This is a genomic window from Pseudomonas sp. GW821-FHT02H09 (assembly GCF_059421425.1).
Map to the genome: position 1 here is coordinate 162,858 of NZ_JBWKVA010000004.1, position 14,005 is coordinate 176,862.

Here is a 14,005-nt window from a genome sequence, read left to right on the forward strand (position 1 = left end):
AAACTTCGATGCTGGAATTAAAGCCGCAATGTTTTTCGTCGGAGTGCCCAAGCCGGGCGCTGTTCGACCAAATCGCAGACAAGTGGTCGATGATGGTTCTGGCGGTACTTGATGACGGGCCGCATCGTTTTAACGCCATCAAGCGTCGCCTGGAGGGCGTCACTCAGAAGGCCCTGACACAGTGCCTGCGGCGACTGGAACGAAATGGTCTCGTCTCGCGCCAGGTCATCTCGTTCTCGCCCGTGGCAGTCCAGTATGAGATCACCCAACTTGGTCGAACACTGCAGCAGCCATTTCGCGAATTGCATAAATGGACGCTCGACAAATTGCCTGAGGTTGAAACGGCCCGGTTGAAGTTTGACGAGGCCGCGGAGGGAAGCTGACGATGCGAGTCTTTTTATTGACTCGCCGCCACTGCCACCCTGCAATGCATTACTTGATAGATCTGCTGGCGGTATCCCTAAACCTACCAACGCTACATTGAGTGCCTAATTGACTCTAGGTTTATCTGCAACCGCCTGATGAGGTTATTGCTGGCTCAGGCGATCGCAGAAGCAACACTGCCAAGTGGTGAGCGTGCAGAATATTCGTCACAATAACGATATGGGATAATTAATAAAAATCCGGTTTTCATCAAACTCATTGGTGCTGAAATCCCTGCGAACACTCGAGTTTCGCCATCTAAAGCTAAGATTCTTCAGCGCGCCGGACTGCACGACGTAGGCCAATTCCGATTCTCGGCCCCATTCTTTGCCATCTGTGATCGAACCTGTGTGGACATTATCACCGCTGATATATCGGTTCATTAATGTCAGTCCCGGGACACCGAGCACAGCGAAGTTAAAGTCATGCCGTACCTGCCATGAGCGCTCCTGAGCGTTATCAAAACTGGCGTTATAGCTATCGTTGGCCAAAGTTCCGCCACTGGTGCCGTTGACCCGCATCCACGCGCTGTCGCCGGTGAGTTTTTGCAGGCCCACGTAGAAGGTGTTGCCGCTGTATTTGGCCGAGAGCAGGGCGAAGGTGGTCTTGTTGTCGAGCTCGCCAGCCCGGGCGCTGCCGTCTTCCTTGCCGTTGAAGAAACCCAGATTGGCCCCCAGGGTCCAGTCGCCCACGGGCTGGCTGTGGGTCAGATTGACGTATTGTTGCTGGTAGATATCGGTCAATTCGGCGTACCACAGGCCGACCTGGGTGCGCTTGTCGTTGAAGCTGTATTCGCCGCCGCCGAAGTTGAAGCGGTCGGAGGTGAACGCGGCTTTGCCGTTCATGAACATTTCTTCCATGCTCGCGTCGTTGCGCGGACTGTTGCCACGGAACTGGCCGCCATAGAGGGTCAGGCCGGCGATCTCGTTGGAGGTCACCTGGCCGCCACGAAAGGTCTGCGGCAGAGAACGGCCATCGTCGGAGCGCAGAATCGGCAGCACGGGCATCCATTCACCCACCTTCAACTCGGTTTTTAACAGTTTAGTTTTCAGAGCCACCCCGAGGCGGCCGAAATTATCGGCTGGTCGGCCGTCGTCGTGGATCGGCAACAGTTGGGTACCGCCGGTGCCTTTGCCACCATCAAGCTTTTGAGAATAAAGACCCAATACATCAACACCGAATCCTATCGGCCCAGCGGTATAACCAGAGCGAGCGTCAAGGATGAAGCTCTGTGTCCACTCCTCTGCTTTATTCTGTGGTGCGGCGCTGTTGGGATAGGCAGGATTGATGAAGTTGCGATTGATGTAAGCGTTGCGCAAGTTGAAGGTGGCCGTAGCGCCATCGACAAAGCCGCTATTTTGATCGGCTTGAACAGCGGCTGACGAACCCGCGCAGAACGCAAGAGTCAGACTGATCAGAGATTTATGTGCAGGCACGCTGCGGAAAATAACAGGGTAGCGCATGATGTTTTCTCACAATGAGTTATTATTGTTTTTGTTGCGATTTTTAGCTCGCGATTCAACTTATTCACAGGCAACACGAAGAGCTAATTACCGAGCAACTGCGGGAATCCCTTATCTGTCTTGTAATAGTCCGTTATTGAGAAACTTGATAATTGTTTAATATCGCCTTAAACAAAACCCGAGCGTGCGCAGACGCGAGCCTAACTCAATGCCTGTATCGGCACGCTCGTGGGGAATTGCGTAATAACAATGACTGAAAGTTAAAACGTGCTCTAACGCTCGGCGATCAACCCGCACTCCCCGGCGTTTTGCAACGTGTATATTCCAATTGATAAAGCGTGGTTTCCGCTCCCATCGATTGCCCCTCCAACAGCCGTTGCAGCTGCGCCACAAAAGCCTCGCCGGCGACACGAACGTAGTCGGGCGCACAGCCTTCGATCATGACGATCCAGGCCGGTATTTGGGTCCCTTCGGCGCGGGCTTTTTTCTCTGCGGTTTCAACCTTGCTCACGACCTCATCTGCCACACACAAATGCACGCCCGTAATACCCTGTTTATCAGCAAGGGGAGGAAGCACGCGTTGGCGCAATGCGTCTGACACCGATTTATGCTGCCCTTCGACAACATCGAAACGGACCGTTAACAAATACGCGCCCTGCCCCACACCGCTGGTGTAAGTGACCTCGCAAATGGATCGCGCGACGTTGCGATAGGACTGCACCGACTGCTGGGTCCATGCCGTCGGACTGTTGAGACGCGATAAATAATCCTGCCCTCCCAACACCTGCACAGTATCAGCCTCATAGAGGTTGAAATAGGTCGGACCTGCATCCAAAGCGATGTATCGGCGTCCCCGCAAAAAACCCGGAATTCCAGCCCGCTCAGGCATGTGCTCACGGTTATGCCACTCATAGAACTCGTCCCGCGCTTCGGGCAAAAGATCGTGCCAGATTGCGACTACACCTGTTCCAGCAAAGCTCATAGCGTTTTCCTCTAGCGATAGTCAGTCAACATTGGGATGGCGACCGGCGACCCATGCAGCCCCCATTTCAGCAACGTACGGAACCACGGTCTGAAATTGTTCACCCAGGCCTTGGCCACCGACACGCATGGTGTCACCCGCCTTGAGGAATACCGGCGGCTTCTGCCCGAGCCCCACACCTGGTGGCGTACCTGTAATGATGACGTCACCCGGCATTAGCGGCATGAAGCGACTGAGGTACGCGACGATATGTGCAACGCTGAAAATCATCGTACGGGTATTGCCGGTCTGGAGACGGTTGCCGTTCACATCGAGCCAAAGGTCAATTGCCTGCGGGTCGGCAATTTCGTCACGGGTGACCAGCCAAGGTCCCAGAGGAGCGAAAGAAAAACCGCTTTTCCCCTTGGTCCACTGACCTTCGTATTCAAGCTGATAAGCCCGCTCGGAAACATCATTGGCCAGGCAATAACCGGCAATGTGATCCAAAGCCTGCGACTCATCGATCTGCCAGGCAGGCGTACCAATGACGATGGCCAGTTCGACTTCCCAATCAAGCTTCTGAGCCCCCGTTGGTAAAATGACCGGGTCATTGGGTCCGCTGATGGACGCGGTGTGTTTGTTGAAGACCACCGGCTGGCTCGGGATAGGTGTATTCGTTTCAGCCGCGTGATCGGAGTAGTTCAGGCCGATGCAAATCAGGTTCGGTACGCTGCCTACGCATGGACCAAGACGTGTGCCAGGCGCCACCACCGGCAGCTTTTCAACGTCAACAGCACGCAGTTTTTCCAGCACTGTCGGGCTCAGGGCCGACGCATCGATGTCGTCGACAATGCCCGAAAGGTCTCGCACGATCCCTTGCGAATCCAAAATTCCCGGCTGTTCCTGCCCCGGTAAACCAAAACGAACTAAGCGCATTTGTTACTCCTCCAGCGTTGAGAAATGGACAGACAATGAGCCTGCTTCACCGAACTGAACATGCAGTGGCTGATTAACGGGCACATCGAGAACACCTGCATAGGACCCGGTGATAATCACCTGCCCTGCTTGCAGCCCTATCCCTTGTGTAGACAGAAAATTGGCCAGCCATACGATCGGCAGCAACGGATCCCCGTCCGGATGGCGGCCCTTGATATTCAGAAGCTCTGCCGTTGCATCGCTCAGGGTGATATCCAGTTCAGAGGGCATGCTCGCAGAGTTCGACAGCGTGATTGCCGCCCCAAGTACCAGGCCGTGATTGAATAGACCGTCCGCGAGCAATTGCTCGAACGGCAGTGTGTGTGGATCGGTAAAACGGCAATCGATCACTTCCAATGCCAAGTGCACGTCGCTGATCGCAGCAACGATCTCTTCAGTTGTATAAGGCTCGACACGAGCCGGCAAATCATGGGCCAGGACGCACGCCAGTTCAGGCTCGATGCGCGCCTTATCGGCGTCGGCGGCCAGTCGGTAACGTTCGCCTTTTACGATGCTGTCGCTGTAGATCGGGGCAACGATCCACTTGCCAGCCGGGGGTAACGCACACTTCCACCCCCCCACGGTTTTTCCAGCCAATGGCCCCACATGCTGCTGGATGGCAAAACCTTGTGCGAGGCTGCTTGGCAGGTTCGGGCCTGGCAAGGATGCCAGCCGAACACCCTCTAGCCGTGCACGGACCAGAGCGGCAGCGGCGACTTCCAACCCTGGCCCCGCCTCGGTCCATGCAGGGGCGAGCTGGCTCATACGTTCTCCGCATGCACGCTGTTCTGGCGCGGCCAAACCGTACCCAGCTTGTTGGCTGCATCTTCCAGCAGGGCATGCAATTCGTCATAACGTTCAGGCTGCATGCGCAAGACCGGGCCGGCGATACTCATCGTGCCGACCACAGTACCGGACGGAATCAGCTTGACCGGTACGGCAATCGCCCAAACACCCGCCTCGGCTTCTTCAATGACCAAGCCATACCCGCGCTTTCGGGTCAGCGCTAGCTCGGCCAACAAACCTTCGATGCTGTTGATCGCTTTCGGCCCCTGCCCCATCCCGGCGTCAGCTTTCCCCAATCCGCTACGCAGCGCATGCTCAATGGCCAGTTCATCAGGCATTGATGCCAGCCAGGCTTTGCCATTGGCGGTGGCGTAGAGATTGATCGGTTTATCCATGGCCGGCGAATACATGAGCCCCGGCGCGGCACCTTGGGCCGAAGACAGCCAGGACAAGGTGCCCTCGTTGACCACCGTCAACCGCACCAACTCATGACATTGAACAGCCACTTGCTCAAGGATCGGCTGGACCAATTCAGGCAAGCCAATCCCATGTAAATAGCGCTGCCCCAACAGTGCCAGCTTCAGAGTCAAGCGGTATTGCGAGGTGGCTTCATCCTGCTCTGCCCATCCTTGCTCGACTAATTGAGCAAGCACTCGATGAGCAGGCCCCTTTTCCAAGCCCAACTCAGCTGCGATATCGGACATCCGCATCCAGCGAGCTTCACGTGCCAGCAGCTCAATAGCCTCCAGGCAGCGGTCAACAGCACCTTTAACGACTCTCATATTTTTCTCGACTTATCTTTGACAATGAAGTGAATGTGAGCAACATTGTTCGTACTGGAACGATGTTCCAATAGTATGCGGGCGCCACCAGATAAGTCAAACCCACTTGTATCTGGTTGGCCTTATCGAGACAGAGCTGGACGCGCAGGTGGTTTCCAGGAGGCGGGACGCCTGACAGATATAAAAAACCGAACCCTTCGGTCCGGCTCTTTTATCAATAGACGTGCGCCTGTATATGTTCAATCTTTGCGGAAGAACGCCGAATGCATCTCCCTTCCCAGCCTTACCTACAGAAGCCCGCGAGCAGCAAGATTGTGCATCATTGCTCGCAAGCCGAAAGTCCAGGGCGCAGCCTCATGACTGTATGTGACTGTGTTGCGCAGTGTGCCCAACAACGGGCTACCTATGCTGACCTCATCACCCTGCTTATGCGTAAAGCCGCTTCCCGGCTCCTCACGATCCTGGGTAGGCGCAAACAAGGTCCCAAGAAAAAGCATGAAGCCATCAGGGTATTGGTGATCGCCGCCGACAGTCTGGGTCACGAGATCCAACGGGGCACGGCTGATCAATGCCATGGAACTGCTGCCTTTAAGGATAAAGCCGTCGTCGCCCTGAACTTGCAAATCCACGACGCAATTGCGCACGTCATCGAGCGTAAACGCTTCATCGAACAGACGAATAAACGGGCCGATCGCACAGGACGCATTGTTGTCCTTGGCCTTGCTCAACAGCAGTGCGCTGCGACCTTCGAAATCACGCAAATTGACGTCATTGCCCAAGGTGACGCCATGCACTTGGCCTCGACTGTTCACCGCCAGCACAATTTCCGGCTCTGGGTTGTTCCATTCAGACTTGTGATGAATTCCGATTTCGCTGCCGCAGCCCACTGCGGCCAGAACCGGTGCCTTCGTGAAAATCTCCGCATCCGGGCCGATACCAACCTCCAGGTATTGCGACCACATGCCCTGCTTGATCAGCACAGCTTTAAGGCGCATCGCTTCTGGCGAGCCCGGTTTGATTGCCCGCAAGTTATCGCCTATTGCTTCTTGCACCAAGCGGCGAACACTTTCGGCTTTGGCAGCATCACCTCGGGCCTGCTCCTCGATCACCCGCTCAATCATGCTGGACGCGAAGGTCACCCCAGCCGCCTTGATGACTTGCAAATCCGCTGGGGGCAACAGAGATGCCTTGCCGGGATCGGAATGGTTGCCGGTGTTCCAAAGCAGCTCATCGACTTTTTCTGAGATTGCTGCGGTGTCTCTTCTCTGTAGCCGCTTGCCGCTGTCTGGCGAACTCTAATAAGGTCGCAACAAACATCCGTGTTGTTCGCTCATGCTGCGCATTGCCTCGGGCGAGCGCAGCATGAGCGAACAACACGGATACGGACAAAATGAGTTCGTGCCTTGGCAGATCGGCGCCGTCACCTGATTTTCAGTCCTGGGAATACCTTGCCCACCTATCTCTTGCACGTTCAACCTGGAGACAACCATGTCCCTCATCACAGGCCAAAATTTTATCGGCGGTCAGCGCAGCGCCGCCGGCAGTATCATCGTCAAGAGTGTGGATGCCAGCACCGGAGAGACCTTACCCTATGCCTTCCACCAGGCGACTCCGCAAGAAATCGAGGACGCTGCCCATGCAGCCAACAACGCCTTTTCCAGCTACCGCAGCCTGAACGCGAGCAAACGGGCTGAATTTCTCGATGCCATTGCTGAAGAGCTAGAGGCTTTGGACGATGAGTTTATTGCGCTGGTTTGCCGTGAAACAGCATTGCCTGTAGCTCGCATCCAGGGCGAACGCGCACGTACCAGCGGTCAAATGCGCTTGTTTGCAAACGTACTGCGGCGTGGTGACTTCTATGGAGCTCGCATCGACCAAGCGTTACCACTTCGCAAACCGTTGCCGCGCCCTGACCTTCGCCAGTACCGCACCGCAATCGGTCCGGTTGCTGTGTTTGGTGCAAGTAATTTTCCGTTGGCTTTCTCCACGGCCGGCGGCGATACCGCCTCGTCACTCGCGGCGGGTTGTCCGGTGGTATTCAAAGCCCACAGCGGCCACATGGCTACTGCAGAACAGGTAGCCAACGCAATTATCCGGGCGGCCGAGCGCTGCGGCATGCCCGCCGGTGTCTTCAACATGATTTATGGCAGTGGCGTAGGCGAAGCCTTAGTAAAACACCCGCTCATCAAGGGAGTTGGTTTTACCGGATCGCTCAAAGGCGGTCGAGCGTTGTGCGATATGGCCGCCGCTCGCCCGGAGCCCATTCCAGTCTTCGCCGAGATGTCGAGCATCAACCCGGTTGTGATCCTGCCTCAGGCACTCTCGCGTCGAGCTGACAGTATCGCTCGGGATCTTGCCGCCTCGGTGGTTCAAGGTTGTGGGCAGTTTTGCACCAATCCCGGACTGGTAGTTGGCATTCGTTCGGATGCATTCAGTGCCTTTCAGAATAGAGTGGCAGCATTGATAAACGACCAACCGGCACAAACAATGCTCAACGCAGGGACCCTGCGTAGCTATGCGGCTGGCTTGCAGAACCTGCACGCACACCCCGGCATCGTGCACCTGGCTGGCAGCAGCCAACAGGGTCACCAGGCCCAGCCACAGTTGTTTAAGGCCGACGTAGAGTTGTTGCTTAACGGCGACAAGGTTCTTCAAGAAGAAATCTTCGGCCCCACGCCAATCTTCATCGAGGTCGCTGACCAGGCGCAACTCAACGCTGCCATCAATGCCCTTCACGGACAATTGACCGCAACCTTGATTGGTCAGCCAGAAGACCTTACGCAATTCGTAGAGTTGACTGCTTTGTTGGAGATGAAGGTTGGCCGCATCCTCATCAATGGCTACCCAACGGGTGTCGAGGTCTGCGATTCAATGGTGCACGGCGGCCCTTATCCTGCGACTTCCGATAGTCGCGGCACCTCGGTCGGCACCTTGGCTATCGACCGCTTCCTGAGACCAGTCTGCTTCCAAAACTACCCCGATGCATTGCTTCCCGATGCTCTCAAGAACGCGAATCCGTTGAACATTTCGAGGCTCGTCGACGGTTATCTCTCGCGAGATAGCTTGTAGGTTGGCAAACCTGCAAGGCGGCATGCAGACGAATTGATTTCCGATTCTCTTAAGGCGCGGGGCTAGTGCGCCTTAAGGTCACCCTGTACCGCTGACACGCCCAACTTTTGCAGAGCAACCTACTACAACGTTAAAACCTGTCGTTGGGGTCATTGCTCTCGACAGTGCTGACAGCTTGACGCTTGGGAACCTTTTCATCCTCTTACACCCTATTCGCTCAATTGCACGAGCGGGCTTTAGCGTGCTCGCTCGGCTTGGCGACAACGTCAGACGTATGAACTCAGCACCTAACAAATAACCAGCGTCCCGCCTTGATCGACCAAGGAACGACTCCCTTGACAAGGCAGCGACTCTGGTAACAGAATTACTGATGGAACGCAGTTACAATAACAACAATTGAGAAACCGGAGACACTTGATGAATCAGAGCATACCGATCGACGCTCATTCCAAAGGCCAGTCAAAGAAAGCCGCAGCTAGTGGCTGGATCGGCTCGGCACTGGAGTATTACGACTTCTTTATCTATGCGACCGCGGCGGCCTTGCTGTTTCCACAGCTCTTTTTTCCATCTGATAACCCAGCGGTCGGCATCATTGCCTCTCTGGCCAGCTTTGGCGTGGGCTATATCGCCCGGCCGATAGGCGCTGTTGTCCTAGGGCATTTGGGTGATCGCCACGGCCGTAAAACGGTTCTGGTTTACTGCATGTTCGTGATGGGCTTCTCGACGATGTGTATCGGACTTCTGCCAACGTACCAGCAGATCGGGATCTGGGCTCCGGTGGTGCTTGTGACGATGCGCCTGATTCAGGGTTTTGCGGTGGCCGGGGAGATCTCCTGCGCCAGTTCCATGATTCTCGAACACGCTCCGTCCGGTCGCCGTGGTTACTTCGCGAGCTTTACCCTCCAAGGGGTTCAGGCCGGGCAGCTGCTCGCGGCAGCAGTCTTCTTGCCTCTCGCTCATTTCATGCCTGCGGATCAGTTCGCTTCCTGGGGCTGGCGGATTCCGTTCCTGCTCAGCGTCGTCGTTGTCATCATGGGGTATATCATTCGCCGCCAGGTCGATGAGACACCTGCGTTTGCCGAACAAAAAACGCAAGGCGAAGCTCCTGTCCTGCCAGTCGTCGAAGTCATCCGGCAGAGCTGGGGTGATCTCTTGCGTGTGATCTGCATGGCACTTGCCGCTGTGATCGCAATTGTCGCCTCGGTATTCGGCGCTACCTACGCGGTTCAACCAGCCTATGGAATCGGCTTCCCTGCAGGCGTCTATTTGTGGATTCCTCTGCTGGGTAACATGTGCGCGGTGATCCTAATCCCCTTCGTTGGTAACCTCTCGGACAAGATCGGCCGCAGGCCCCCAGTCATCATTGGCGTTCTCTGCGCGGGACTGCTCTCGTACGCGTATCTGTACGCTATCAGCATCCATAACCTGTGGTTTTCGCTGGTTCTCTCCGTACTCATGTGGGGCGTCGCCTACCAGGGTTTCAACGGTGTATTTCCGAGCCTCTTTCCCGAATTGTTCCGTACGCGGGTGCGTGTGACCGGCATGGCCATCGGACAGAACATAGGGACTGCGATGACTGCGTTTCTCCCGGCAATCTTCGTTACTGTTGCGCCCCCCGGCTCCGACAATATCCCACTAAGAATCGGCTCTCTTACATTAGGTATTTGTGTTATCGCTGCGATCGCGGCGTTCACTACACGCGAAACATACCGGATTCGCCTTGAAGATCTCGGCAAGCGTAACGCGGTGCCTATCGCCAAAGAAGAATACGATCGTCTGCGGGCCGAAGCGATGCGGGGCACAGCTCCGACAGCCGCCCCGAACGACCTGGCTAGCCAACTGCGCTCGTAACGACCTTCGACGATTACACTGGTGCGACCATTAGGTTTTCGCGACCCACACAGGCCCGACGGGCAGAGCAGCATCATGCGGTCGGCACTTGCCAATGCATAGCCATCGACGCTGTGCATGCCCAAGAAGCCAGCCAGGGCGCCTCTTCCCGTCAACATCAAATATCAGGCAACCATGGCCTCACATATCACAGGAACAACTCGGCTTTATGGATTGGTCGGCCATCCGCTGATGGCTGCCAAGTCTCCGCAATTATTCAACCGGCTCTTTATAGAACAGCAGGCAGACGCGGTTTGTGTTCCATTGGAGGTCAAGGCCGATGACCTGTCCTCGTTCGTGGCGGGTGCCAGAGCACTGAACAATCTCGCTGGCATCTTGGTCACCATGCCACATAAGCAAAGGATGCTGGCTCTTGTCGACGAACTTCATCCGACTGCTCGTCAAGTGGGTGCAATCAATGTCATTCGTTGCGAAACAGACGGACGCTGGGTCGGCGCAGTATTCGATGGCCTCGGCTGTGTTCTTGGCATGCAATGGGAAGGCAACCATCCAGCGAACAAAAACGTTCTTTTGGTAGGCGCTGGAGGCGCAGGCAGAGCGATCGCATTTGCCGTCGCGTCGGCGGGTGCTCGATCGCTGACTATCTCCGATGTCGACGAACACCGAGCTGAGGATCTGGCGAAAGCCGTTGCTGCCGAAACAGGTTGCATCACGCAATCCGGTCCACCGGACCCACATGGCTATGAAATCGTGATCAATGCCACGCCGCTTGGCATGAGCAAAAATGATCCTATGCCTGTCGACCCCGAGCGGCTCGAGCCCGGCACCCTCGTTGTGGACATCATCAACTCGCCGGAATCGACACCGCTTTGCGATGCTGCGCGTAAACGAGGTTGTCGTACCCAGGACGGGGGCCCCATGCACAAAGGTCAGGCGTTGCTTGCACTGCGCTTCCTTGGGTTCGATTACCACCCCGATAACGTAACAGCAGTCGATGCCGAATTATTGTTGCCGCCGGCAAGAGATGCCGGCCATTTGACGTAAAAGCGCTTCAGCGAAAACGGAAAGAACGACCCGTTTTCATCGAAGCGAATAAAGGGGAAGACCATGAATGATTCCAAAGCCGCTGAAACCTATAGGGCGATCATTTTCAACCCGAACATTCCAATTGTCTGCTTGTACCGCGCCAGGAGTGAGTACGTATGAAAGTTGCGTTACTGGAGGTCAGCCATTGGCACGTTCCGTTGTATTTGGATGCTCTTGAGACCAACGGGGTCCAAGTGGTGGCCGTATCGGATTCGGAGCACGTGAAGGGCGAGGCAATTGCCGAGCGATTCAAATGTCCTTTATATAGCTCATCCTATGAGTTGCTTGAGCGCGAGGAGGTCGATTTTGCTTTCGTGTTCGGCAGGCATTCGGAAATGCCGTCGCTGGCAGAAGCCGTGATCGCACGAAACATCCCCTTTGCCCTGGAAAAGCCCTGCGGCATCAACATGGCACAGGTCACACGGCTACGGGAGCTGGCCGAGCAAGCCAATCTCTACTGCGCTGTACCGCTGATCTTCCGCATGAGTGAACTGCTGAGTGCTCTGCAAGATGCTGAGGGACGCTTGGCCGCAGACTTCAACTACATGTCTTTCCGTTTCATCGTAGGTCCGCCCGCTCGCTATGAAACTGCAGGCTCAGGCTGGGCCATCGATCCCGCTTTTTCAGGAGGCGGATCCACGATCAACGTGGCTACGCATTTCATAGATCTCTTCAGACTATTGACCGGTAAGGAGGTCTCGCGAGTCTCAGCCATCATGAATTCACTGACGCATCGGGGTGCCGTCGAAGACTATTCGTTATTGACCCTGCAGACTGAAGATGGCGTGATCGGTGTTGTGGAAACGGGATACAGTTTCCCCAGTACCGCCGACGAGCAGCGCGAGTTCTCCTTCACCCTTTCATCTGATCACATGTATGCCAAATCCGGTCCCGACCGAATCGAAATAAGGGATCGACAGAACCTTGCAGCCGGCACTCGAAGCCGCCGACTACAACTGGACACAGACGTCTATTACCCACTGTTCGTCAAGCAAGTGCTTGCTGAATGCCGTAACGGGGTCAAGCCAATTGCATCATTACGCGACGCCGAGGCAATCATGCAGGTCATGGACGCGGCCTACGCTTCAGCTCGGCAAGGAGGTACGCTTTTGACGCTTACGCAGACGTCTGAATGAGTCGAACATGCTGATGTCGCGCGATTCCAGACCCACGGGCCAGTTGCAGGAAGCCTTGTGCAAAGGTAACGAATTCATGTGGCCTCGATCGATTCTCGATGGAATGACAATCCAGGATGTCGACCCAAAGGCTTCGTTCCTGGATATCCTTGTTTGGGCGATGGCGGCCACGCACTGACGAAAATACACCCCCATCCGTGCGGTTCAACTCAGTCTGCGGCGATCTGCGCTCCTCCCTTGCGCGGCTCGGCACTGAAAAACAGAACTTTGATCACGATGACCAGTACGGCCAGCGCCGCAAATAGCAAACCACTGTACAGGGTGCCCTGCAAACCCATGCGCGCCAGGAACCACCCACCCGCGGTTGACCCGATCGTCACCCCCAGGTTGATGAACAAGATATAAATGCCGGTGGCGAATTCGGGCGCTTCCGGCGCTTCGGAGGTCAGCCATATCTGCGTGACGATCAGCCCGCTGGTATGGGTTGCGCCCCAGATCACCACAATAATCAACATTGTCATCAGGGACGGACCGGCAACGTTTGAAAAGTGGACAGCCCGAAAAATGCGCGTAATGCGTTATACAGATAATTTCATCATCACTGGTTGTTCGAAAGAATGACTGAAGAATGAAGTCAGGCCCGCTGTGGTTGAATCCCTGGCAGAACCTGGACTCATTCTCTCCCCCCGGAAAACCATAATAACTACATAGGGGACGGGCTCGACTTCCTCGGTTGGAACTTGCGCAAGTACCACGGCAAACTCCTGATCAAGCCATCGGAAGCGAACATCAGGGCACACCTTGCCCACCTCCGAGAAGTGATCAAGACCAACAAGGCGACCAAGCAGGTCAATTTGACAGGTCTGCTCGACCCGATTTTACAGGGGGTGTATCAAGAGCAAAAAGATAGAGTAACTCAAAACCACACTACCAAACGCTGGCGGATTTTATGTAGCAACGCAGACTTCAAAATGGTGCATACGCTTTTACAACGACTCTGTTCGATTTCAAAACACCTCACAGGGGTTGATCCGTATAGGGACGCCGCTCAGGTAATGCGATGACAACATGCTAACGGACACAAGGTTTCAGTAAAGAAAATCATTCGCGCTATACGTCCGTTTTTTTTCAGAGCCCCGTCCACCGAATGAATCAGTCAACTATCAAAAAAGCATATAGCCAGTAGCAATAACCCACATAACAAATATCAATACCACATGACCACTTCACCATTAACTCACTATTTATGACTGAAGCAACCTCATTGAATATCGTTCACTCAACAACGTCTTCACGGCACCATAAAAATCATCCAACTCACTGTAATCATTAAATAAAAACCTTATCAAGACACTCACTCCATTGACTGTACCACGTTGCTCCATCAGTTCATCTAAAACTCTGCCATCAGGCAAGCTTGCAAAAACATCACAACCGTCTAAGTTCATGATTATCTTTGCAAGCGTCATCAAC

13 protein-coding genes and 2 pseudogenes are annotated in these 14,005 nt (G+C 55.0%); 7 read left to right on the forward strand and 8 right to left on the reverse strand.

Annotation, left to right across the window (positions count from 1 at the left end; translation table 11 throughout):
• Positions 1 to 8 precede the first annotated feature (8 nt).
• Positions 9 to 383 (forward strand): winged helix-turn-helix transcriptional regulator, encoded by a 375-nt coding sequence (locus tag AC07VR_RS07095; protein ID WP_495010824.1) that lies wholly within the window; start codon positions 9 to 11, stop codon positions 381 to 383.
• 207 nt (positions 384 to 590) lie between these two features.
• Here AC07VR_RS07095 and AC07VR_RS07100 read toward each other — a convergent pair whose 3' ends face one another.
• From AC07VR_RS07100 to AC07VR_RS07125, 6 genes and pseudogenes are all read right to left on the reverse strand, one after another.
• A complete protein-coding gene (locus tag AC07VR_RS07100) occupies positions 591 to 1,886 on the reverse strand; it encodes an OprD family porin (protein WP_495010825.1) in 1,296 nt (431 codons plus the stop codon).
• Between the two features lie 286 nt (positions 1,887 to 2,172).
• Complete coding sequence (locus AC07VR_RS07105) at positions 2,173 to 2,868, reverse strand: hypothetical protein (protein WP_495010826.1); 696 nt, start codon at positions 2,866 to 2,868, stop codon at positions 2,173 to 2,175.
• 21 nt (positions 2,869 to 2,889) lie between these two features.
• Positions 2,890 to 3,783, reverse strand: a complete 894-nt coding sequence (locus AC07VR_RS07110) for a fumarylacetoacetate hydrolase family protein (RefSeq protein ID WP_495010827.1) — start codon at positions 3,781 to 3,783, stop codon at positions 2,890 to 2,892.
• A gap of 3 nt (positions 3,784 to 3,786) precedes the next feature.
• Positions 3,787 to 4,587 carry a 2-keto-4-pentenoate hydratase gene (locus AC07VR_RS07115; RefSeq protein ID WP_495010828.1) on the reverse strand — a complete coding sequence of 267 codons (801 nt, stop codon included), beginning with the start codon at positions 4,585 to 4,587 and terminating at the stop codon, positions 3,787 to 3,789.
• Positions 4,584 to 5,390, reverse strand: coding sequence for an IclR family transcriptional regulator (locus tag AC07VR_RS07120; RefSeq protein ID WP_495010829.1), 807 nt, complete (start codon positions 5,388 to 5,390; stop codon positions 4,584 to 4,586). Before AC07VR_RS07120 ends, AC07VR_RS07115 begins: the two co-directional genes overlap by 4 nt.
• A gap of 287 nt (positions 5,391 to 5,677) precedes the next feature.
• Positions 5,678 to 6,625: pseudogene (locus AC07VR_RS07125) on the reverse strand (fumarylacetoacetate hydrolase family protein); the annotation flags it as partial.
• Positions 6,626 to 6,878: 253 nt separating this feature from the next.
• Here AC07VR_RS07125 and AC07VR_RS07130 point away from each other — a divergent pair.
• From AC07VR_RS07130 to AC07VR_RS07150, 5 genes are all read left to right on the forward strand, one after another.
• Positions 6,879 to 8,459 carry an aldehyde dehydrogenase (NADP(+)) gene (locus AC07VR_RS07130; RefSeq protein WP_495010830.1) on the forward strand — a complete coding sequence of 527 codons (1,581 nt, stop codon included), beginning with the start codon at positions 6,879 to 6,881 and terminating at the stop codon, positions 8,457 to 8,459.
• Between the two features lie 417 nt (positions 8,460 to 8,876).
• Entirely contained in the window at positions 8,877 to 10,310 is a 1,434-nt protein-coding gene (locus AC07VR_RS07135; RefSeq protein WP_495010831.1) for an MFS transporter, read from the forward strand.
• 117 nt (positions 10,311 to 10,427) lie between these two features.
• Positions 10,428 to 11,354 carry a shikimate dehydrogenase family protein gene (locus AC07VR_RS07140; protein ID WP_495010832.1) on the forward strand — a complete coding sequence of 309 codons (927 nt, stop codon included), beginning with the start codon at positions 10,428 to 10,430 and terminating at the stop codon, positions 11,352 to 11,354.
• Between the two features lie 158 nt (positions 11,355 to 11,512).
• Complete coding sequence (locus AC07VR_RS07145) at positions 11,513 to 12,532, forward strand: Gfo/Idh/MocA family protein (protein ID WP_495010833.1); 1,020 nt, start codon at positions 11,513 to 11,515, stop codon at positions 12,530 to 12,532.
• A 7-nt stretch (positions 12,533 to 12,539) separates the two neighbouring features.
• Positions 12,540 to 12,710, forward strand: a complete 171-nt coding sequence (locus AC07VR_RS07150; protein ID WP_495010834.1) for a hypothetical protein — start codon at positions 12,540 to 12,542, stop codon at positions 12,708 to 12,710.
• Positions 12,711 to 12,741: 31 nt separating this feature from the next.
• Here AC07VR_RS07150 and AC07VR_RS07155 read toward each other — a convergent pair.
• Positions 12,742 to 13,068: pseudogene (locus AC07VR_RS07155) on the reverse strand (MFS transporter); the annotation flags it as partial.
• A 204-nt stretch (positions 13,069 to 13,272) separates the two neighbouring features.
• On the opposite strand from AC07VR_RS07155, the gene AC07VR_RS07160 reads away from it, so the two are divergent.
• Complete coding sequence (locus AC07VR_RS07160) at positions 13,273 to 13,596, forward strand: hypothetical protein (RefSeq protein ID WP_495010835.1); 324 nt, start codon at positions 13,273 to 13,275, stop codon at positions 13,594 to 13,596.
• Between the two features lie 180 nt (positions 13,597 to 13,776).
• Here the strand turns inward: AC07VR_RS07160 and AC07VR_RS07165 are convergent, their stop codons facing one another.
• Complete coding sequence (locus AC07VR_RS07165; RefSeq protein ID WP_495010836.1) at positions 13,777 to 14,001, reverse strand: hypothetical protein; 225 nt, start codon at positions 13,999 to 14,001, stop codon at positions 13,777 to 13,779.
• Between the last annotated feature and the right edge of the window lie 4 nt (positions 14,002 to 14,005).

Excerpts from the sequence above, each read along its gene's own strand:
- AC07VR_RS07095 (WP_495010824.1), top strand. The coding sequence starts at position 9 with ATGCTGGAATTAAAGCCGCAATGTTTTTCGTCGGAGTGCCCAAGCCGG.
- AC07VR_RS07100 (WP_495010825.1), bottom strand. The coding sequence starts at position 1,886 with ATGCGCTACCCTGTTATTTTCCGCAGCGTGCCTGCACATAAATCTCTG.
- AC07VR_RS07105 (WP_495010826.1), bottom strand. The coding sequence starts at position 2,868 with ATGAGCTTTGCTGGAACAGGTGTAGTCGCAATCTGGCACGATCTTTTG.
- AC07VR_RS07110 (WP_495010827.1), bottom strand. The coding sequence starts at position 3,783 with ATGCGCTTAGTTCGTTTTGGTTTACCGGGGCAGGAACAGCCGGGAATT.
- AC07VR_RS07115 (WP_495010828.1), bottom strand. The coding sequence starts at position 4,587 with ATGAGCCAGCTCGCCCCTGCATGGACCGAGGCGGGGCCAGGGTTGGAA.
- AC07VR_RS07120 (WP_495010829.1), bottom strand. The coding sequence starts at position 5,390 with ATGAGAGTCGTTAAAGGTGCTGTTGACCGCTGCCTGGAGGCTATTGAG.
- AC07VR_RS07130 (WP_495010830.1), top strand. The coding sequence starts at position 6,879 with ATGTCCCTCATCACAGGCCAAAATTTTATCGGCGGTCAGCGCAGCGCC.
- AC07VR_RS07135 (WP_495010831.1), top strand. The coding sequence starts at position 8,877 with ATGAATCAGAGCATACCGATCGACGCTCATTCCAAAGGCCAGTCAAAG.
- AC07VR_RS07140 (WP_495010832.1), top strand. The coding sequence starts at position 10,428 with ATGCCCAAGAAGCCAGCCAGGGCGCCTCTTCCCGTCAACATCAAATAT.
- AC07VR_RS07145 (WP_495010833.1), top strand. The coding sequence starts at position 11,513 with ATGAAAGTTGCGTTACTGGAGGTCAGCCATTGGCACGTTCCGTTGTAT.
- AC07VR_RS07150 (WP_495010834.1), top strand. The coding sequence starts at position 12,540 with ATGCTGATGTCGCGCGATTCCAGACCCACGGGCCAGTTGCAGGAAGCC.
- AC07VR_RS07165 (WP_495010836.1), bottom strand. The coding sequence starts at position 14,001 with ATGACGCTTGCAAAGATAATCATGAACTTAGACGGTTGTGATGTTTTT.